Source organism: Streptomyces sp. 150FB (assembly GCF_000818195.1).
In the GTDB taxonomy this organism is placed as follows: Bacteria; Actinomycetota; Actinomycetes; order Streptomycetales; family Streptomycetaceae; genus Streptomyces.
In genome coordinates, this window is sequence record NZ_JTHL01000001.1 from 1,934,349 (window position 1) to 1,955,092 (window position 20,744).

Consider the following 20,744-nt stretch of genomic DNA (forward strand, 5'->3'; position numbering starts at 1 on the left):
GATCGGCAGCTCAGGCGAGAGCCGGGAGCCGGGCACCGGGAGCGGGGACCACGACGGGACGCCACGCACGACAAAACGGCCGGACACCTGTCAGGTGTCCGGCCGGATCACTGCTCAGATCTCGCCGCGCAGTTTGGCGAGGGCTTCGGCGAGGATCGCCTCGCCGTCCGCGTCGCTGCGCCGTTCCCGTACGTAGGCGAGGTGTGTCTTGTACGGCTCCGTACGCGGCGGGTCCGGGGGGTTGTCCCGGTCCTGGCCCGCAGGGAATCCGCAGCGCGGGCAGTCCCACGTGTCGGGAACCTGAGCGTCATGGGCGAAGCTCGGCACCGTCTCGTGCCCGTTGGAGCACCAGAAGGAGATGCGCAGGCGTGGCGCGGACTCGCCACGCTCGGCCTCGCCCATCGGCCCCGCTCCGACCCGGCTTCCACGGATCGCGTTGCCACTTGCCACGGTCGTAACTCCCTGCGTGATGGTGCCGCAAAGCATCCAAATCTCGATAGGCAGCTCCGCTGCCGGGCGCCCCAGTCTACGTAAGGCCCAACGCGCGTCCAGTGACGGGAGTTACCCCCCGTCGCTGCACACAGGACCTCATGATAGGCCGCGCCCGCGGCGCCGTACCGTGACCGAGATCAGCTGTCCAGCTTCAGCAGCAGACCAAGGACGACAATGCTCGCGAACCACAGCAGACCGACAACCACCGTAATGCGGTCGAGGTTACGCTCGGCGACGGAGGAACCACCAACGGACGACTGCATTCCGCCACCGAACATGTCGGAGAGGCCGCCGCCCTTCCCCTTGTGCATCAGCACCAGCAGCATCAGCAGCAAGCTGAAGACGATGAGGGCGATCTGGAACCCCATAACCACGGCTGGACCCTACTTCCTGGCGTTCTCATCGATTGAAACGAACCACGGGGACCCGGTGGACAAGCCACCCGGCCCCCGCAAGGGTACGACGGATCCCCGGCGCCGCCTACAGGCCGCCCAGGGACCGCGCGATCGCCTGTCGCGGGACCGCGCGGCGCCCGCTCACTGCTCGGCGTACCTGACGATCTTCACGATCTCCTCGGCGTCCAGCGCGGCGCCGCCCACGAGAGCGCCGTCCACGTCGGGCTGCTTCATGATCGCGGCGATGTTCCCGGACTTCACGGAGCCGCCGTACTGGATCCTGACCTTGTCGGCCAGCTCCTGCGAGTACAGCTCGGCCAGCCGGCCACGGATCGCCGAGCAGACCTCCTGCGCGTCCTCCGGGGTCGCGACCTCGCCGGTGCCGATGGCCCACACCGGCTCGTAGGCGATCACCACGGACTCTGCCTGGTCGGCCGGGATGTCCTTGAGGCCGCCGTCGAGCTGGCTCAGCGCGTGCTCGACCTGCTTGCCCGCCTTGCGGACGTCGAGGGCCTCACCGACGCAGAGGATCGGGGTCAGCCCGTGCCGGTAGGCGGCCTTCACCTTCGCGTTGCAGAGTTCGTCGCTCTCGTTGTGGTACTGCCTGCGCTCGGAGTGCCCGACGATCACGAACGCGCACTTCAGCTTGGCCAGCATCACGCCCGAGATCTCACCGGTGTACGCACCGGAGTCGTGCGCCGAGATGTCCTGGGCGCCGTACTTGATCCTGAGCTTGTCGCCGTCGACGAGGGTCTGTACGGACCTCAGGTCGGTGAAGGGCGGCAGGACCGCGACCTCCACGGCGTCGTAGTCCTTGTCGGCCAGCGCGAAGGCGAGCTTCTGGGTGTGGGCGATGGCCTCGAGGTGGTTGAGGTTCATCTTCCAGTTGCCCGCCATGAGCGGCTTACGGTCGGCTGTCTCGGGTGCAGGGGTCATCAGGGGGTCAGTCCTCCAGTGCGGCGAGGCCGGGAAGCGTCTTGCCTTCGAGGTATTCGAGGCTGGCGCCACCGCCGGTCGAAATATGGCCGAATGCCTTCTCGTCGAAGCCCAGGATGCGTACGGCGGCGGCGGAGTCGCCACCGCCGACGACCGTGAAGGCGGACGAGTCGACGAGCGCCTGGGCCACGGCCCTGGTGCCCTCGGCGTAGTCGGGGTGTTCGAAGACGCCCATGGGGCCGTTCCAGAAGACGGTGGCCGCGTCGGCGAGCTTCGAGGCGTACAGCGCGCAGGTCTCGGGCCCGTTGTCGAGGCCCATCTTCCCGGCGGGCATGGCATCGGCCCTGACCGTCTCGGGGTTGGCCGGCGCCTTGGTCTTCAGGTCGGGGAACTCCGGCGCCACCAGGAAGTCGACGGGGAGTACGAACTCCACGCCCAGCTCCTTCGCGCGCTCCAGATAGCCCTGGACGGCCGGGATCTGGTCCTCCTGGAGCAGCGACGAACCGACCTCGTGGCCCTGTGCCTTGAGGAAGGTGAACGCCATGCCGCCGCCGATCAGGATGCGGTCGGCCTTCTCCAGCAGGTGGTCGATGACACCGAGCTTGTCGGAGACCTTCGCGCCGCCGAGAACCACGGCGTACGGGCGCTTGACGTCCTCGGTGAGCTTCTTGAGTACGCCCACCTCGGTGGCGATCAGTCCGCCGGCGGCGTGCGGCAGCCGGGCCGGCAGGTCGAAGACCGAGGCGTGCTTGCGGTGTACGGCACCGAAGCCGTCGCCGACGTACAGGTCGGCCAGCTCGGCGAGCTGGTCGGCGAAGGCGCCGCGCTCGGCGTCGTCCTTCGAGGTCTCGCCCGCGTTGAAGCGGAGGTTCTCGATGACGGCGACCTGGCCGTCGGTGAGGGCGCCGACCACGGACTTGGCGGACTCGCCGACCGTGTCGGTCGCGAAAGCGACGTCGGCCCCGAGGAGTTCACCGAGCCGCCGCGCCGCGGGCGCGAGTGTGAAGGCCGGGTCGGGAGCGCCCTTGGGGCGGCCGAGGTGGGAGGCGACGATCACGCGCGCGCCGGCGTCGGCGAGGCGGGCGACCGTCGGTTCGACGGCGCGGATACGGCCGTCGTCGGTGATCTTCGTACCGTCGAGCGGCACGTTGAGGTCGGCGCGGACGAATACGCGCCTGCCGCTGACCCCTTCGGCGAGAAGTTCGTCGATCGTCTTCATCTGGTGCTGGACTCCTAGGTGAGGTCTGGACAGGCAACAGGGCTCGAACAGCGCCGTTGTGTGCGCCGACCGAGCCCTGTCGCTCACATCGAAATACCTACCGGCCCTGGATCAGAGCTGGCCGCCGACGAAGACGGTCAGGTCGACCAGCCGGTTGGAGTAACCCCACTCGTTGTCGTACCAGCCGATGACCTTCACGCTCTTGCCCTGGACCATGGTCAGGGAGGAGTCGAAGGTGCAGGAGGCGGGCCAGTTGACGATGTCCGAGGAGACGATCGGGTCCTCGGTGTAGTCCAGGTAGCTCTTGAGCTGACCCTCCGACGCCTTCTGGAAAGCGGCGTTGACCTCTTCCTTGGTCACCACGCGCTCGGTCTCGACGACCAGGTCGGTGACGGAGCCCGTCGGGACGGGGACGCGCATCGCCATGCCGTTGAGCTTGCCGGCCAGCTCCGGGATGACCAGGCCGAGGGCCTTGGCCGCTCCGGTGCTCGCCGGAATGATGTTCTCGGCGGCGGCGCGGGCGCGGCGCAGGTCCTTGTGCGGGAAGTCCTGGAGGCGCTGGTCGCTGGTGTACGCGTGGACCGTCGTCATCAGGCCCGAGACGATGCCGAAGTTCTCCAGCAGGACCTTGGCCATCGGCGCCACACAGTTGGTGGTGCAGGAGGCGTTGGAGATGATGTCGTGCTTCGCGGGGTCGTACTTCTCTTCGTTGACGCCCAGCACGATCGTGATGTCCTCATCCGTGGCCGGAGCCGAGATGATGACCTTCTTGGCGCCGCCCGCGAGGTGCTTCTGCGCGTCGGCCCTCTTGGTGAAGATGCCGGTCGACTCGATGACGACGTCGACGCCCAGCTCGCCCCAGGGGAGGTTGGCCGGGTCGCGCTCGGAGAGCACCTTGATGGTGTGGTCGTCGACAGTGATCGTGTCGGCGGTGTGGCTCACCTCTGCCTTGAGGCGGCCCAGGATCGTGTCGTACTTCAGCAGATGCGCGGTGGTCGCGGTGTCACCCAGGTCGTTGACAGCCACGATCTCGATGTCTGCACCCTGCTCCAGCAGCGCGCGGAAGTAGTTACGACCGATGCGGCCAAAGCCGTTGATGCCTACGCGGATCGTCACGAACTCGATCTCCTCGTTGGTACGCCGGGTTCGACACCGGCGAGCTGTATGGGATGTCCCCGACCGCTTACGACCCTACCGCGCCGGGGTCCACGAGGTGACATCGAGCCAGGGAAGAAGGCCGGTGACGGCCCCTACCCACGGGTAGGGGTACGGGCCGCCACCGCCGGGGTCAACAGCGCGTGAACGCTCCCCTCACGACCGGTGTCCCAGGCTGCGCAAGGCCTCTCCGAGGACGGCCGCACGTGCTTTCGCGTCCTGTACGTGCTCAAGACCGAAGCCGAGGAGCACGGTGTCACGTGTCGTGACCGCCGCGTGACTTGAGAAGAGTTCCCCCGTACGGGCCCAGTCGCCGGTCACCGCGGGGCTGCCTTCCGGAGCGCCCTGCGCGCTCCACGCGCCGAGGGACGTCTCGAAGCCCTCCGCCTGGGTGTCGGTGCCTCCTACGGAGAGCCGCGCGTTGTCGGCGAAGACACCGCGTCCGCCGCTGCCCGCGTCGGTGACGTAGCTGAGCGACAGTTCGACGGAGGTGCCCGCGTAACCGCTCAGGTCGAAGGCGGTCTCCTTCCACCCGTTCGAGGTGCCGGTGAGGCTGTTCCACGCGCCGCTGGTGCCGGTCGCCGTGCAGCCGTCGTCGCCGAGTGTCAGGTAGTGCTTCAGGAACGGGTGTCCGCTGAGGAAGAACCCTGCTTCGCACTCGGTGGGCACGCTCGCGCTGGTCGCGCCGCCGGCCTCGGGGAGCGTGGTCCAGTCGTCGCCTCCGGCCGTCCGGGCCTCCAGTACGGCGTGGTCGTAGCCCGCCTCGGTGTTCCAGTTGAGCGCGAGGCGCAGTTCGGGCTTCGCGGCCGCCGTGGTGCCGGTGAGGTCGACGGTGCGGCTGAGCCGCTGCCAGTCGTTGTCCTCGTGGCGGGCCGACGCCATCCAGGACCCCTCGTACGGTGCGTAGGGGTGGGCGATCCCCGTGTACGTACCGCCCGGGGCGCTCCTGAACTGCGGGTACGTCGCCGGGTCCAGGGTGTCGGAGGTGACGGTGTACGAACCCGCCGCGTTCAGCGGGTTCCCCGGGGCGGCGCCGAGGGCGCCCGACGCCTTGGCGAGTGCTCCGGCGCCGGTGAAGCCGGTGGCGCCCGCCGAGGAGGTACGTCCGTACGCCCCCAGGTAGTACTGGCTGAAGTCGTTGGTCGCCGCCCGTCCGACCTGGGCGTTCCCGCCGGCCAGCTCACCGGCCTCGATCAGTTTGCCGCCCTCGTTGATGAAGTCGCGTACGGCGAGCTGGGTGTCGCCGCCGGGCGCGACGGCGCCCGTGTAGTGGACGACGGTGGAGAAGTGGCCGAGGACCCCCAGCGGGTGCGGGACGCCCTGGGTGGCGACGTCCCAGACGGCGGCGGTACGGCCGTTCGCCTTCAGAGCGGCGGTGTACGCGGCGAGCTGCGCGGCGGGGGCGCCCTCCTCGGCGACGACGAGGGTGTCGGCCTTGGGGCGGTCGGCGACGGTGTACGTGAAGTGCTCGCTGGAGGTGGTCCGACCGCGGTCGTTCCTGCCGGTGAACCAGACGTCGACCGTGTCGCCGGGGCGCGCGCCCTCGACGTCGGCGCGGTACTCGTCGAAGTAGTTGTTGTCCTCGCCGCCGTACGTCTCGCCGCCCTTCCACGCGGTGAGCCGGGCGTCGCGGGTACGGCCGCCGTTGACGCGGTAGTTGAGCTCCTTGTCCCTGACGGATCTGCGGGCGGTGACGGCGACCTCCTGGTCGGTGCCGCGCGCGTACGAGGTGGTGAAGGCGTCCGGGGTGAAGTCGGCGGCGCTCAGGCCGACCGAGGACGTGGGCCGGTCGGGGTGGGCCGCGGTCTCGGCGACGGCGAGCGCGAAGGGGACGTTCTTGGCGAACTCCTGCTGGATCAGCTTCTCGTCGTCGGGGAAGTTGAATCCGGACTGGCAGTCCCTGGCCTCCCAGGCGTCGGCCGGGTCGATGGCCGAAGCGGTCTGGCAGGTGGTCATCTCCGGGGTGAACATCATCATCCCGTTGACGTTGGCGGCGTGGCCGTCGGCCTCGCCGTTGGTGGTGTACAGCTCGGAGGAGACCTGCGGGTAGTAGCCGGGTATCGCCGAGTTGTCCGGGGTGCCGGCGAGCGAGCCGTAGAGCACGTCGTCGGGGGTCGGGGTGGCGACCTGCCAGCCCACGCCGTACAGAAGCAGTTCGGACGCCGAGTGGTAGTTGATGCCGTACTCGAAGCCGACGCGCTTCTCCAGTTGGTCGATCGCCCGGGTCTCGGGCTCGGAGCCGGGCGACGCGCCCCGGTAGGTCTCGCTGGTGGAGCGGGGGGACGAGCCCTCGTCGTCGTAGCCCCACTTGTAGGCGAAGTTGCGGTTGAGGTCGACTCCGTCGGCGTTGGTCAGCCGGCCGTCACCGTCGGCGTCGCGCAGGTTCTTGCGCCACAGCCGGTTGTCGGCGGCGGCGTGGGTGTAGTCGTAGCCGTCCGGGTTGGCGGACAGGACGAACCACAGCTCGGTGGAGTCGACGATCTTGGTGATCCGCCGGTCCTTGCCGTAGTTGTCGAGGTAGTAGTGCATCAGCCGGCGCGTCGTCTCGGGCGTGATCCACTCGCGGGCGTGCTGGTTCGACATGTACAGCACGGACGGCTTGGCGCCGTCCTTGGTCTTGCGGGCGCCCTTGGTGAGCTTGAGGGCGAGGATGTCCTGTCCCTCGACCGTCTTCCCGATGGAGACGACCTTGGTGAGGCCGGGGTTGGCCTGCCCGGTCCTGACGATCTCCTCCTGGAGATTGCCCTTGCCGCTGTACGGGCGGTAGACGCCGTCCCCCGCTGCGTCGAGCCTGGCCGTGGTCTTCGCCGGGACGACCCGTTCGGTGACGTCGACGCCCTGTTTCTCCAGGGCGCGCGCCTGGGTGTCGGTGAGGAACAGCTCGACCTTCGCGGTCCCCTTTGCGGGGGCGCGCTCGGTCAGTTCCGCGGCGTCCTGGCCCGCCGCGAGGAGCAGGGGTACCTGCTCCGCCGTGACCGAGGCGTCGAAGACTTTCACGGCGTCAGCGGCCCCGGCGGGTCCGGCTCCTGGCTGCGCCTGGGCGACGGGTGCCGCGATGATCCCGCTCAGCAACAGTGCGCCCGCTGCGAGGATCGATCTCGCTCTGCGTCTCATGTGCCCCCCTTGCTGTTGTCTGCCACATCCGTGGCAGACACGCAGACTCGCCACGCTTCATGATCATGTCAAGAGCGCCCCAAGCGAGGGCAAAATAGCTGCTGCCGACACCTAACCACGGTGCCGGCAGCGGCGGGACGAGCGGAGACGGAGCGCTCAGCCGACGAGCCCGTCGGCCATCTCCTCGCTGAGCGTGGACTCCGTACTGGGAATCCCGAGGTCCTGCGCCCTCTTGTCGGCCATGGCGAGCAGCCGCCGGATCCGGCCGGCGACCGCGTCCTTGGTCAGCGGCGGGTCGGCGAGCGCGCCCAGCTCTTCGAGCGAAGCCTGCTTGTGCTCCATCCGGAGGCGGCCCGCGGCGGCGAGATGCTCGGGCACCTCCTCGCCGAGGATCTCCAGGGCGCGCCCGACCCGGGCACCGGCGGCGACGGCGGCGCGGGCGGAGCGGCGCAGGTTCGCGTCGTCGAAGTTGGCCAGGCGGTTCGCTGTGGCGCGTACCTCCCGGCGCATCCGCCGCTCCTCCCACGCCAGCACCGACTCGTGCGCGCCGAGCCGGGTCAGCAGGGCACCGATCGCGTCCCCGTCCCGTACGACCACGCGGTCCACCCCGCGTACCTCACGGGCCTTGGCGGCGATCTGGAGCCTGCGGGCGGCGCCCACCAGGGCGAGCGCGGCCTCGGGGCCCGGGCAGGTGACCTCCAGGGAGGAGGATCTGCCGGGCTCGGTCAGCGAGCCGTGCGCGAGGAACGCGCCGCGCCAGGCGGCCTCGGCGTCACAGGTCGCGCCGGAGACGACCTGCGGGGGCAGTCCGCGGATCGGGCGGCCACGGCCGTCGACCAGGCCGGTCTGCCGCGCGAGCTGGTCACCGCCCGTGATCACCCGAACGACGTAGCGACTGCCGCGCCGCAGCCCGCCGGGGGCCATCACCACCAGCTCCGAGTTGTGCCCGAAGATCTCCAGGATGTCCTTGCGCAGCCGGCGGGCGGCGATGCTGGTGTCCAACTCCGCCTCGATCACGATGCGGCCGCTCACCAGGTGCAGCCCGCCCGCGAACCGGAGAATCGCCGAGACCTCGGCCTTCCTGCAGCACGTCCGGGTGACGGGGAGGCGGGCGATCTCGTCCTTCACCGCTGGCGTCATCGCCATGGGCCGATCCTTCCATGCATCCGAAAAATACGGTCGTACGCGGCTGCCAACAGCTCCGGATCATGGATCGGGGAACCATCGGGAGCGGCCACCGACGCCAGCTCGACCGCGGCGCCGAACCGTATCGCGGCATCGACAAGTGACTCACGGTCAGGCACAGCGGCTTCGTCGGCCAGCACCACGTCCAAGGCGAGTTTAGGGGCGTGTCGCCCCAAAACCTCCAAATGACGCTGCGGTGAGAAGCCTGAGGTTTCGCCAGGTTGTGGTGCGAGGTTCAACGAAAGGACCCGGCGGGCCTTCGTCTCGACCAGCGCGTCGAGCAGTTCGGGCACCAGCAGATGGGGGATCACGGAGGAGAACCAGGAGCCCGGACCGAGCACCACCCAGTCGGCGTCGAGGACGGCGGCGACGGCCTCGGGGACGGCCGGCGGGTCGTTCGGCACGAGATGGACGGACTGCACCTCGCCCCGGGTGAGCGCCACGGTGGCCTGCCCGCGTACGGTCTCCACCTCGTCGGGACGCTCCGGGTCATGGCCGCGTACGAGCGCCTGCAACTCCAGCGGTACGGCCGACATCGGCAGCACCCTGCCGTGCGCGCCGAGCAGCTTGCCGACCAGGTCGAGGGCCTGCACATGGTCCCCGAGCTGCTCCCACAGCGCGACGATCAGCAGATTGCCGACGGCGTGTTCGTGCAGGTCACCCTGGGACTGGAAGCGGTGCTGGATGACCCGGGCCCAGGTCTGGCCCCAGTCGTCGTCACCGCACAGCGCCGCCAGCGCCTTGCGCAAATCGCCCGGCGGCAGGACGCCCAGCTCCTCGCGGAGCCGGCCGCTGGAGCCGCCGTCGTCGGCGACGGTGACCACGGCCGTGAGGTCTCCGGTGATCCGCCGGAGCGCGGCGAGGGACGCCGACAGGCCCATGCCCCCGCCGAGCGCGACGACCTTGGGCTGCGCGCTGCGGCCGCGCGCGGAGAGTTCGGGGGCGCCTCTGCGCAGCCGCCGCATTCGGAACGTACGTCCGGTCACTCGCGCCCCATGTCCCGGTGGACGACAACGGTCTCTATGCCTTCGGTGGCCAGGCGCGCGGCGAGCTTCTCCGACATCGCGACGGACCGGTGCTTACCACCCGTACAGCCGACAGCCACCGTCACATAGCGCTTGCCCTCGCGCCGGTATCCGGTGGCGATGAGCTGGAGCAGCTCGGTGTAGCGGTCGAGGAACTCCTTGGCACCCGGCTGGTTGAAGACGTACGCCGACACCTCAGGGTTGAGCCCGGTGTAGGGGCGCAGCTCGGGGACCCAGTGCGGGTTGGGCAGGAAACGGCAGTCCACCACGAGGTCGGCGTCGACCGGCAGGCCGTACTTGTAGCCGAACGACATGACGGTGGCCCGCAGCTCGGGCTTCTCGTCACCGGCGAACGACGCGTCGAGCTTGGCGCGCAGCTCGTGCACGTTGAGGCTGGAGGTGTCGATGACCAGGTCGGCGTCGCCGCGCAGCTCGCGCAGCAGCTCGCGCTCGGCGGCGATGCCGTCGACGATCCGGCCGTCGCCCTGGAGCGGGTGCGGGCGGCGTACGGATTCGAAGCGGCGGACCAGCGTGTCGTCGGAGGACTCCAGGAAGACGATCCGCCGGGTGACGCCCTTGGCGTCGAGGTCCGCGAGGGACTCGCGGAGGTTGTCGAAGAAGCGGCGGCCGCGCACGTCGACGACGACGGCGATCCGCGCCACATTGCCCTGCGAGCGGGCGCCCAGCTCCACCATGGTGGGGATCAGCGCGGGCGGCAGGTTGTCCACCACGAACCAGCCGAGGTCCTCCAGGCACTTGGCGGCCGTGCTGCGGCCGGCGCCGGACATCCCCGAGATGATCACCAGCTCGGGGATGGCCGCTTCGGCCGCCTCGGCGGCCTCCTTGGCCTCCTTCGTGGTGCCCGTGTCCACCTGCTCCGCTCCGTCCCGCTCGCGCTCAGTCATCGGTACTGCCCTCGTCGTCGTCCATGATCTCTCCTGTTGCCGTGTTCACGGCGGGTGCGGCCGGGGCCGCTTCGGCGAGGGCCACGACCACGGACTCGGCCGTCTTGCGGCCGAAGCCGGGAACCTCACAGATCTGGTCGATTGTCGCCTGCCGCAGCCGCTTCACCGAGCCGAAATGCTTGATGAGCGCCTGTTTGCGTGACTCCCCGAGGCCGGGTACGTCGTCGAGCGGACTGGTCCTGATGCGTTTGGCCCGCTTGGCGCGCTGATAGGTGATGGCGAAGCGGTGCGCCTCGTCGCGTACCCGCTGGAGGAGGTAGAGGCCTTCGCTGGAGCGCGGCAGGACGATCGGGTCGGTGTCGTCGGGCAGCCAGACCTCTTCGAGGCGCTTGGCGAGGCCGCAGACCGCCACGTCGTCGATGCCCAGCTCGTCCATGGCGCGCTTGGCCGCCGCGACCTGGGGCTGGCCGCCGTCGACGACGACGAGCTGCGGCGGGTACGCGAAGCGCTTGGGGCGGCCGTCGTCCTCGGTGAGGGGCTCGCTGTCCGGCTCGGCGGGGAGGGTGGTGTTGGGGTCGGGGTCGGCCGGGGGCCGGCCGTTGCTTTCAGCCGGGGGCTGGCCGTTGCTCTCGGCCGGGGGCCGGCCGCTTTCGGCTGCGGGCCGGTCGGCTGCGGGCTGGTCGTTCTGCTCGGGCTGGAGCTGCTCGCTCTGCTCGGTCGGGAGGCCGCCGTTCTGCTCGGGCTGGAGCTGCCCGTTCCCGTCCGCCTCGGCCACCTCGTCCGCCGGGGGCTCTCCGTTCCCCTCGGCGAGTGCCGCGCCGCCGTTCCGCGCGTCCTCGCCCTCCGGCCACTCCCCCGTCCTCGCCTTCTCGGCGAGGTAGCGCTTGAAGCGGCGGCCGATCACCTCGTGCATCGAGCGGACGTCGTCCTGGCCCTCGAAGCCCTTGATCTGGAAGCGGCGGTACTCGCTCTTGCGGGCGAGGCCGTCCTCGAAGACGACCATGGACGCCACGACGTCGTCGCCCTGGAGGTGCGAGATGTCGAAGCACTCGATACGCAGCGGCGCCGTGTCGAGACCGAGCGCCTCGGCGATCTCCTCCAGCGCCCGGGAGCGGGTGGTCAGATCGCTGGCGCGCTTGGTCTTGTGCAGGACCAGGGCCTGACGCGCGTTGCGCCCGACCGTCGTCATCAGGTCCTTCTTGTCGCCGCGCTGCGGAATCCGCAGGGACACCTGGGAGCCCCGGCGCTCGCTCAGCCACTGGCTGACGGCCTCCGTGTCCTCGGGCAGGGCGGGGACCAGGACCTCCTTGGGGACCGCCTCGCCGCTCTCCTCCCCGTACAGGTGCTGCAACGCGTGCTCGACGAGCCCGGAGGTCTCGACGGCCTCGACCTTGTCGGTGACCCAGCCGCGCTGGCCGCGCACCCGGCCGCCCCGGACGTGGAAGATCTGTACGGCCGCTTCCAGCTCGTCCTCGGCGACGGCGATCAGGTCGGCGTCGGTGGCGTCGGCGAGCACCACGGCGCTCTTCTCCATCGCCCGGCGCAGGGCCCCTATGTCGTCCCGCAGCCGGCCTGCCCTCTCGTACTCCATGTCCTCCGCGGCGGCCGTCATCTCCTTCTCAAGACGGCGGATGTAGGTGCCGGTGCGGCCGACCATGAAGTCGCAGAATTCCTCGGCCAGTTCGCGGTGCTCCTCGGGGGTCACGCGGCCGACGCAGGGCGCCGAGCACTTGCCGATGTAACCGAGCAGGCAGGGACGGCCGGTGCGGGCCGCGTTCTTGAACACCCCTGCGGAGCAGGTCCGTACCGGGAACACACGGAGCATCAGGTCGACGGTCTCGCGGATCGCCCAGGCGTGTCCGTACGGGCCGAAGTAGCGCACGCCCTTCTTCTTGGCGCCGCGCATCACCTGGACGCGCGGGAATTCCTCGTTGAGCGTGACCGCGAGGTACGGATAGCTCTTGTCGTCGCGGTACTTGACGTTGAAGCGGGGATCGAACTCCTTGATCCAGGAGTATTCGAGCTGGAGCGCCTCGACCTCGGTGGAGACTACGGTCCACTCGACGGAGGCCGCTGTGGTGACCATGGTGCGGGTACGCGGGTGCAGACCCGTGATGTCCTGGAAGTAGCTGGAGAGCCTCGGGCGCAGGCTCTTCGCCTTCCCGACGTAGATCACCCGGCGGTGTTCGTCGCGGAACTTGTAGACCCCCGGCGAGTCGGGGATCTGTCCCGGCTTGGGGCGGTAGCTGGAGGGGTCGGCCATGGACTCCACCCTACTTGCGGGCGCCGACAGTGTGACGCCCGGCGGCGGGCGGTGCCAGGTGGAATCGGTGCTTCCGTCGGCGGGTGGCGCGGCGGGCCCCCGGCGGGGTCACCCAGTGGGCGCGGCCGGTGACTGCGGTGACTCCGACGACCCCGAGGCCTCAGGTCCGGCGACGAGGTTGGTCCCGTCGTACCTGACGGGCACCGCGAGCAGCGGTACGGTCGCGGGGCCGTGCACCGGATTGCCGGTCGTGACGTCGAAGCGGCTGCCGTGGCAGGGGCAGTCGCCGACGGTGCCTTCGAGCTTCTCCAGCAGGCACCCGGCGTGGGTGCACTGCGCGCTGAACGCCTTGTACTGGCCCTTCGACGGGCAGTAGACGACCACCCGCTGCTCGCGGAAGAGCTTCGCGCCGCCGACCGGGATCTGGTCGGCGGAGCCGAGTGGTTCCGGCGCCGTCGGGGTCGGGGTCTGCGCGTGGCCGAGCTTCGACTCGGTGGAGCAGGCCGTCACTCCCAGCCCTGCCACGCCTATGAGAGCGGCACCCTTCAGCACGGAGCGGCGGGGGGCGGGCAGGCCGGACATGGCGTCTCCACTGATCGGAGGGGGTGGCTGGAACACATGCGACGATACCGGGGCCGTTCCGGCCTTCTCCGCGCGGGCTGCCGCTGCCTCCGGCCCGGGACTGTGGGTGGCGATGCGTTACGTTCTGCTGCGTGATCGTCGTAGCCGGAGAGTCCTTGATCGATCTGGTGCCGGGTGGCGTCGCGGGTGCGCCAGGGCCGCTGGACCCGCTGCTGCCACGGCTCGGCGGGGGCCCGTACAACACCGCTGTGGCCCTCGGCCGGCTCGGCGCGCGTACGGGCTTCTGCTCCCGGATCTCCACGGACGCCTTCGGTGAGGCGCTGCTGACCGGCCTCGGGGCTGCGGGCGTCGACACCTCGCTCGTCCAGCGCGGCCCCGAGCCGACGACGCTCGCCGTGGTCACACTCGGCGCCGACGGCTCCGCCGGTTTCGGTTTCTACGCACAGGGCACGGCCGACCGGCTCTTCACCCTGCCGCCCGCCCTTCCCCCCGCCACCCGCGCGCTCGCCCTCGGGACCTGCTCCCTGGTGCTGGAGCCGGGCGCGAGCGCGTACGAGCAACTGCTGCGCAGGGAGGCGAACCGGGGCGTCTTCACCCTGCTCGACCCGAACATCAGACCGGGCCTGATCCCCGACGCGGCCGCCTACCGCGAGCGCTTCGCGGGCTGGCTGCCGTACGTGACGCTGCTGAAGCTCTCCCGGGAGGACGCCGACTGGCTGGGCCGCTCCCCCGCCGAGCTGGCCGGGTCCGGGCCCGCCGCCGTGGTGCTGACCAGGGGCGGTGCGGGGCTCGGGGTGTGGACGGCCGGCGGTACGGAGGTCTCCGTACCGCCGGCGCCGGTGGAGGTGGTCGACACGATCGGCGCCGGCGACACCGTGAACGCGGCGCTGCTGCACTCGCTCGCCGTACGCGACGCCCTGTCGCCCGAGGCGCTGGGGGCGCTGGACGCGGGCGCCTGGCGCGAGGTGCTCGGCTTCGCCGCGCTGGCGGCAGCGGTGACGTGTTCCCGTACGGGGGCCGAGCCTCCGTACGCGGCGGAGCTGGCCGGGGCGCTCTGACCGTACCGCCCGTACCGCCTGTCCCGTCCGTACCGTCCCGTCTCGCGGAGTGACCGTCCGGTCCGGTCCGTCCCGCCGGATCAGGTCTCGACCGGCTCCGGGAGCGTGGCCGCGCCGCGCTGTTCGTTGCGTCCGCCGCCGCGTACCAGCGCGACCGTCACCGCCGCGATGACACCGACCACCGACAGACCGATCAGGCCGCCCTTGGTGCTGCCTGTCGTGTCCTGGAGGATGCCGAAGACCGTGGGAGAGACGAACCCGCCGAGGTTGCCGACGGAGTTGATCAGGGCGATGGCCGGGGCCGCGACCCTGGCGTCCAGATAGCTCTGCGGGATCGTCCAGAAGATGGGGGACGCCGTCTTGAAGCCCATCGCCGCGATGCACAGGGCGCCGAGGCCCGCCCAGGGCGAGACGACCGTCGCCAGGAAGGTGCCGACCGATCCGGTGATCAGTGCGGCGATCAGGAACGGGCGGCGTTTGCCCGTACGGTCGGAGGCGCGGCCCGACACGTACACGGCGGCGATCGCGCACAGCCAGGGCACGGCGACCAGCAGCCCGACCTCGAAGTCCGAGAGTCCGCCGATGTCGTCCACGATGCTCGGCAGCCAGAAGGTCACCGCGTACAGCGCCAGCGAGATCGCGAAGTAGAGCCAGCAGAAGAGCAGCATCTGCGGGTCGGCGAGCAGTTTCCAGCGTGAGACGCGTCCGGTGTCCCGGCTGGCGGCCCTGACGGTCTGTTCGGCCTCGACGGCCCTGTTCAGGGCGGCTTTTTCCTCGTCGGTGAGCCACTTGGCGTCCTCGACACGGTTGTCGAGGAGGCGGAAGGCGATGAAGCCCAGCACGACGGAGGCGGCGCCCTCGATGAAGAACATCCACTGCCAGCCGCTGTGTCCGGCGAACCCGTGCATCTCCAGCAGCGCTCCCGACAGCGGCCCGGCGATGACGGAAGCGGTGCCCGATCCCATCAGGAAGATGGCGGTGGCGCGGCCCCGGTCGGCGTCGGGGAGCCAGCGGGTGAAGTAGTAGATGACCGCGGGGAAGAAGCCCGCCTCGGCGACGCCCAGCAGGAAGCGCAGGACGTAGAACATCTCGGCGCTGGTGACGAAGGCCATCGCCGCGGCGACCAGACCCCACGTGATCATGATCCGGGTGAGCCAGATCTTGGCGCCGAACCGCTCCAGGAGCACGTTGCTGGGCACTTCGAAGATGGCGTACGCGATGAAGAAGAGCCCGGCGCCGAAGCCGAAGGCGCTGGCGGAGAGGCCGATGTCGGTACTCAACTGGTCCTGCGCGAAACCGATGTTGACGCGGTCGATGTAGTTGACGATGAACATCACGAAGAACAGCGGCACGACTCGCCGGAAGATCTTGTGGACGGCGGTACGGACCGCCGGCTCCTGCGGCGCGGCGTGAACGGGGTGTGCGGTCACGTGCGGCTCCTTTGTCGCGGCTGAACCGCCGCCGCTCGCACGGAGGTGGCTGCTCGCCAGGGGGGGTTCTCGTATCGAGGTCACAGTTCGAGGTCACGGTCCGGCAGGGGTGGGTGCTGGGGTGTGCGTACGGGCATCGGGCGCGGCGGCGTTCCCCGGCGCCCGCGCGGCGCCCGCCCGGGCCCTCGCCCAGGCCCTCGCCCGGCGGCCGGGACCGTCGCCCTGGTCCCTGCCGCCGGGCGCGGTCACCAGCGCGGTACGGCGGGGGTGACCCAGCCGGGGTCGGCGACCCTCATCGCCGCCGCGTCGTCGCGTTCGCGCATCGTCCCGTCGTCGTCCAGCCATCGCCGGTGGAGGACGGCGAGCCGCTCGCGGTCGAGCTCGACGCCGAGGCCGGGTCCCTCCGGCACATCCAGGCAGCCGTCGGTGAAGGTGAGGCGGGCGGTGATGACGTCCTCGGTCTGCCACGGGTAGTGGCTGTCGCAGGCGTAGTCGAGGTTCGGCACGGTGGATGCGACATGGGTCATCGCGGCCAGGCTGATACCGAGATGCGTGTTGGAGTGCATGGACAGGCCGACGCCGAACGTCCGGCAGACGGCGGCGAGTTCCCGCGTCCTGCGCAGCCCGCCCCAGTAGTGGTGGTCGCTCAGCACCACCTGGACGGCGCCGTGCAGGAACGCCTCGCGGATCTCGGCGAAGGTGGTGACGCACATGTTGGTGGCCAGCATCAGGTCGGTGCGCCCGGCCACCTCCGCCATGTTCGCGGTGCCGCTGGTGGGGTCCTCCAGATACTCCAGTACGTCGCTCAGGGCTTCGGCGACCTTCAGCGAGGTCGGCACGGACCAGGCGCCGTTGGGGTCGAGACGGACCGGCTGCCCGGGGAAGCGTTCGGCGAGGGCGCGTACGGCGGCGATCTCCTCTGCCGGCTCGTACACCCCGCCCTTCAGCTTGAACGAGGTGAAGCCGTAGTCGCGGGTGAACCGTTCGGCCTGTGCGACGACTCCCGCCGGGTCGAGGGCGGCGCCCCAGTCGTCGGACTCGCCCGCGCCGTCCGGGTGTTCGGCCCAGCGGTAGAAGAGGTACGCGCTGAACTCGACGCGGTCGCGCACCTTGCCGCCGAGCAGCGCGTGCACCGGCACATCCAGGGTTTTGCCGAGCGCGTCGAGGCAGGCGACCTCGAAGCCGGACACGACGGACAGCCGTAGCTTGTCGGCGGTCTGTACGCCGCGCAGCCCGCCGACGTCCACGGAGTTCTCCACCCGGGCGGCGTCCACGTCGAGTTGGCCGGCGAGCGTGAGGAGTCCGTTCAGGTCGGCGACGCTGTGCCCGACGAGCCGCTCGGCGAACGGCCGTGCCAGCTCCAGGTACTTGGTGTCGCCGTAGGTCTCGCCCACCCCTGTCACCCCGCCCTCGGTGACGACTTCCACGATCAGGCGGGGGGTGTACGGCTGATGCACGCCCTGCGTGTTGAGCAGCGGCGGATCGGCCACCAGGATCGGTGTGAGGCGCACGTCGGTGATGGTGAGGCCGCCGGGGCCAGGGGCCGTCGTGGGTGTCGCTTCGGCCGTGAGGACCACCAGCCGTCATCTCCCTATGTAGATGGTATCTACGTATGAAGATGCAGATTAGGGATGTGGACAGAGGGGCGTCAATACCCGGGGACGCGGAAAAGCCCAGGCCCCGGAGGGACCGGCCAGGAAGCGACCGGCCAGGAAGCAGCCGGCCCGGAAGCAGCCGCGCAGCCGCCGATTACGATCTGAGCCATGTCCGATACCGGCGGGGTACGCGAAGTGAAGTCGGCGGCCCGCACCGTTGAGTTGCTGGAAGTCCTGGCGGCGCGGGGCGACCGACCCGTACGGCTGCGGGAGCTGGCCGAGGATCTCGGGGTGCCCCGCAGCAGCATGTACGCCCTGCTCCAGACGCTGATCGACCGCGGCTGGGTGCGTACGGACGTCACCGGGTCGCTCTACGGGATCGGCATCAGGGCGCTGCTCACCGGCACCAGCTATCTGGACACCGACCCGCACGTGCGCGCCGTCCGCCCGTTCCTCGACGAGGCGTCCGACGCGCTCGGCGAGACCATCCACCTCGCCCGGCTCGACGGCGGCGACGTCGTCTACCTCGCCACCCGGGAGTCGCACGAATACCTGCGGGCCCTCAGCCGCGTGGGCCGCCGGCTGCCGGCCCATGTCGGCGCCCTGGGAAAGGCGCTGCTCGCCGAGCGCGCCCCGGACGCGCTGCCGCTTCCGGAAGGCCCGCTGGAACGGCTGACCCCCAACACCCACACCGACCGCGCGTCCCTCGCCGAGGACCTGGCCCGGGTGCGCGAGCGGGGGTACGCGATCGACCGCGAGGAGGGCGTCGCCGGCATCACGGGCTTCGGCTTCGCGCTGCGCTACGACACCCCGGCGGCGGACGCGATCAGTTGCTCGGTGCCGACCGTTCGCCTCACGGAGGAGCACGAGCGGCGGATCGTCGCCGGGATGCGGGAGATCAGGGACAGGATCGAGGCGGTCGCACCCCGGGGAACGGGCTCGGCGCCGCAGTGGCGCTGACCCCGCCGGCGCCGGCGCGCCGCGCGGGCCGGACAAAAGAAGACAGTGGGTGTCGGGTTACCGCGCGACCATCGTGTCCTCATCGCACGGAAGGACACACCACCCATGTCAGCAACGCTTGACGGCAAAGTCGCTCTGGTCGCGGGAGCGACGCGCGGGGCCGGCCGGGGTATCGCGGCCGAACTCGGCGCCGCCGGCGCCACCGTCTACGTAACGGGCCGCAGCACCCGGGAGCGGCGCTCGGAGTACAACCGTGCCGAGACCATCGAGGACACCGCCGACCTGGTGACGGCGGCAGGCGGCCTCGGGATCCCGGTCCCCACCGACCATCTGGTCCCCTCCCAGGTCAGCGCGCTGGTGGAGCGCATCGCCGACGAGCAGGGCCGGCTGGACGTCCTGGTCAACGACATCTGGGGCGGCGAGAACCTCTTCGCGTGGGACACCCCGCTGTGGGAGCACGACCTTGACGACGGGCTGCGGCTGCTCCGGCTGGCGGTGGAGACCCACGCGATCACCAGCCACCACGCACTCCCCCTCCTGCTGCGGAACGAGGGCGGACTGGTGATCGAGATGACCGACGGCACCGCCGAGTACAACAGGGACACCTACCGCGTCTCGTTCTTCTACGACCTCGCGAAGACAGCGGTGCTCCGCATGGCGTTCGCCCTGGGCCACGAACTGGGCCCCAGGGGCGCCACAGCGGTCGCGCTGACGCCCGGCTGGATGCGCTCGGAGATCATGCTCGACCACTTCGGCGTGACCGAGGAGTCATGGCGCGACGCGCTGAAGGACTCACCGCACTTCTGCATCTCCGAGACCCCGTTCTACGTCGGCCGGGCGGTCGCCGCCCTCGCGGCCGACCCCGAGGTGAGCCGCTGGAACGGCCAGTCACTGTCCAGCGGCGGCCTCGCCCAGATCTACGGCTTCACAGACCTGGACGGAAGCCGCCCGGACGCCTGGCGCTACCTGGTGGAGGTCCAGGACCGCGGAGCCCCCGCCGACGCGAGCACCTACCGCTGAACGCCAAACGGCCGCCGCCCACCCGCGCGACCGGCGCGCGACCCTTGCTCGGCCCCAACGGGTCGGGCGGGGGGCGCTGTCGTGCGTCCGGGCATGCGGTCTTTTGCCGGGCCGTCAGCAGCGCTACGGTGGCCGCCAGTTCGTGCACACTCCTGGCGAAGAGCGTGGCCTCCCTCGCACGATCGGACAAGGCGTCCACCTCCCGGATCATGAAACCGTGATCGAGTTCCCGCAGCGCATGATGCCGTTCTTCCCCGAGGTGACCGGTGACGACCCCGACACTCGCTGACCGCCTCCGCGCCTGCGGACGATCCGCCTTCCACCTGGAGATGCGGGACGGTTACATGCGTTCCGACCCTCGGTTCGTCGCCTGGCAGAACGGCGCCCGCGACGACCCGGCAGACATCGACCCGCGTCTGCGGCCGTGGCTCGCGCTGATCTCCGAGACGACCAGTCGCGGTGTCGCCGTCCGCCGGGCCCGCATCGTGTCCGAACCGGTCAGTGACTACATCCGGTTCGAGCACCATGTCACCGCGCCGAACGTCGCCGCAGGGGAGGACGTGCGCTGGCTGCCTCGTCGGCACGCCTCTGATCTCGCGCTGCCGGGAAACGACTTCTGGCTGTTCGACGGCGAACTGGTGGTCTTCCTGCACTTCGCGGGGAACGGCGAACTAGCGCCGGACGACGAGGATGTGAGCACCGGTCCCGCAGCCGTGGGGCTGTGTGCGTCCGCGTTCGAGGCTGTGTGGCAGCGTGCCGTTTCGCACGCCGACTACCACCTCACCTAAGAGGTATCCACCCGCGTGCGCCCGGACCTACTCGAGTTACTACGTTGCCTGCGGTAAAAAACCGACGAAACGGGCCTCTACCAGTGACGAAACTACTGGTAGAGGTCTGCTTCTCGCAGGTTCGCGGTCTGGTTCGATGTGGACGGAACTCGGGTCGCGAGCCCAGACTTGCTTGGCGCGCGCTACGGGGCCTTCGCAGTTGTTCGGTTCTTCTGCAGTCGTGGACGGCGCTGGCTGGCTTGCTTCGGCTGGTACGAGGTGGCCGGTCGGAGTCCAGATGCTGAGCTGTTTTGTCTCGCGTCGGTGATGGGTGCGGCGACGCGGTCTCTCACCGCCTAGGGCGAACGTGCCAGTTCTTGATCTTGCGGCGGTTGGCGTGAACGAGCTGGAAGACTCGTGCGGGCGGCTGTCCGCGAGTGGCGCGCCTCTGCGCCGAGGGCTGTGAGCTGTGAGCCAGAGTGCGCGCTGGTGGACGACGAGCGAGTTGAGATCTCAGTCGGTTGCGGTGGAGCTCCGGCATCTGATCGACCTGATGGACGGTTACTGGGACGGATAGCTACCGGGTGGCGAGATCGCGCTGGAATGACGGAGTGACGAGCCGCTCTTTTGGAACTCCTCTGGA

The 20,744-nt window shown here is 70.1% G+C and carries 17 protein-coding genes; 4 read left to right on the forward strand and 13 right to left on the reverse strand.

The genetic code is table 11. The features are described 5' to 3' along the window. Positions 1-114: 114 nt before the first annotated feature. From QR77_RS07995 to QR77_RS08045, 11 genes are all read right to left on the reverse strand, one after another. On the reverse strand, positions 115-450 hold the full coding sequence (locus QR77_RS07995; protein WP_078876543.1) for an RNA polymerase-binding protein RbpA: 336 nt from the start codon (positions 448-450) through the stop codon (positions 115-117). 179 nt (positions 451-629) lie between these two features. After that, positions 630-866 (reverse strand): preprotein translocase subunit SecG, encoded by a 237-nt coding sequence (secG, locus tag QR77_RS08000; RefSeq protein WP_078876544.1) that lies wholly within the window; start codon positions 864-866, stop codon positions 630-632. A gap of 162 nt (positions 867-1,028) precedes the next feature. After that, on the reverse strand, positions 1,029-1,823 hold the full coding sequence (tpiA, locus tag QR77_RS08005) for a triose-phosphate isomerase (RefSeq protein ID WP_040020573.1): 795 nt from the start codon (positions 1,821-1,823) through the stop codon (positions 1,029-1,031). Between the two features lie 7 nt (positions 1,824-1,830). Next, positions 1,831-3,042, reverse strand: coding sequence for a phosphoglycerate kinase (locus QR77_RS08010; RefSeq protein WP_040020576.1), 1,212 nt, complete (start codon positions 3,040-3,042; stop codon positions 1,831-1,833). Between the two features lie 111 nt (positions 3,043-3,153). Further along, positions 3,154-4,158 carry a type I glyceraldehyde-3-phosphate dehydrogenase gene (gene gap, locus QR77_RS08015; protein WP_040020579.1) on the reverse strand — a complete coding sequence of 335 codons (1,005 nt, stop codon included), beginning with the start codon at positions 4,156-4,158 and terminating at the stop codon, positions 3,154-3,156. 195 nt (positions 4,159-4,353) lie between these two features. Beyond that, a complete protein-coding gene (locus QR77_RS08020) occupies positions 4,354-7,311 on the reverse strand; it encodes a M14 family metallopeptidase (protein ID WP_040020581.1) in 2,958 nt (985 codons plus the stop codon). A gap of 156 nt (positions 7,312-7,467) precedes the next feature. Further along, the gene (whiA, locus tag QR77_RS08025; protein ID WP_040020583.1) at positions 7,468-8,457 is read right to left on the reverse strand and encodes a DNA-binding protein WhiA; all 990 of its coding nucleotides are present in this window, start codon (positions 8,455-8,457) and stop codon (positions 7,468-7,470) included. Beyond that, positions 8,448-9,482, reverse strand: coding sequence for a uridine diphosphate-N-acetylglucosamine-binding protein YvcK (gene yvcK / locus QR77_RS08030; protein ID WP_040020584.1), 1,035 nt, complete (start codon positions 9,480-9,482; stop codon positions 8,448-8,450). Before yvcK ends, whiA begins: the two co-directional genes overlap by 10 nt. Further along, positions 9,479-10,426: an RNase adapter RapZ gene (rapZ, locus tag QR77_RS08035; protein ID WP_052488599.1), complete on the reverse strand. Its 948-nt coding sequence runs from the start codon at positions 10,424-10,426 to the stop codon at positions 9,479-9,481. Before rapZ ends, yvcK begins: the two co-directional genes overlap by 4 nt. Continuing rightward, complete coding sequence (gene uvrC / locus QR77_RS08040) at positions 10,419-12,689, reverse strand: excinuclease ABC subunit UvrC (RefSeq protein ID WP_040020586.1); 2,271 nt, start codon at positions 12,687-12,689, stop codon at positions 10,419-10,421. The genes rapZ and uvrC overlap by 8 nt, the downstream gene beginning before the upstream one ends. 108 nt (positions 12,690-12,797) lie before the next feature. Then, complete coding sequence (locus QR77_RS08045; protein ID WP_052488600.1) at positions 12,798-13,271, reverse strand: Rieske (2Fe-2S) protein; 474 nt, start codon at positions 13,269-13,271, stop codon at positions 12,798-12,800. A gap of 131 nt (positions 13,272-13,402) precedes the next feature. Between QR77_RS08045 and QR77_RS08050 the strand changes: the two genes are divergently transcribed. Beyond that, positions 13,403-14,329: a carbohydrate kinase gene (locus QR77_RS08050; RefSeq protein WP_040020588.1), complete on the forward strand. Its 927-nt coding sequence runs from the start codon at positions 13,403-13,405 to the stop codon at positions 14,327-14,329. 80 nt (positions 14,330-14,409) lie between these two features. On the opposite strand, the gene QR77_RS08055 is transcribed toward QR77_RS08050, so the two are convergent. Both QR77_RS08055 and QR77_RS08060 read right to left on the reverse strand, forming a co-directional pair. After that, on the reverse strand, positions 14,410-15,663 hold the full coding sequence (locus QR77_RS08055) for an MFS transporter (protein ID WP_078877765.1): 1,254 nt from the start codon (positions 15,661-15,663) through the stop codon (positions 14,410-14,412). A 341-nt stretch (positions 15,664-16,004) separates the two neighbouring features. Continuing rightward, complete coding sequence (locus QR77_RS08060; RefSeq protein WP_052488602.1) at positions 16,005-17,336, reverse strand: glucarate dehydratase family protein; 1,332 nt, start codon at positions 17,334-17,336, stop codon at positions 16,005-16,007. Between the two features lie 186 nt (positions 17,337-17,522). On the opposite strand from QR77_RS08060, the gene QR77_RS08065 reads away from it, so the two are divergent. The 3 genes from QR77_RS08065 (at position 17,523) to QR77_RS08075 (ending at position 20,122) form a co-directional block, all read left to right on the forward strand. Then, positions 17,523-18,314, forward strand: a complete 792-nt coding sequence (locus QR77_RS08065; protein ID WP_040020591.1) for an IclR family transcriptional regulator — start codon at positions 17,523-17,525, stop codon at positions 18,312-18,314. Positions 18,315-18,419: 105 nt separating this feature from the next. Next, positions 18,420-19,334, forward strand: a complete 915-nt coding sequence (locus QR77_RS08070) for an SDR family oxidoreductase (protein ID WP_040020592.1) — start codon at positions 18,420-18,422, stop codon at positions 19,332-19,334. Positions 19,335-19,600: 266 nt separating this feature from the next. After that, complete coding sequence (locus QR77_RS08075) at positions 19,601-20,122, forward strand: DUF6879 family protein (protein WP_040020594.1); 522 nt, start codon at positions 19,601-19,603, stop codon at positions 20,120-20,122. Positions 20,123-20,744: the final 622 nt, after the last annotated feature.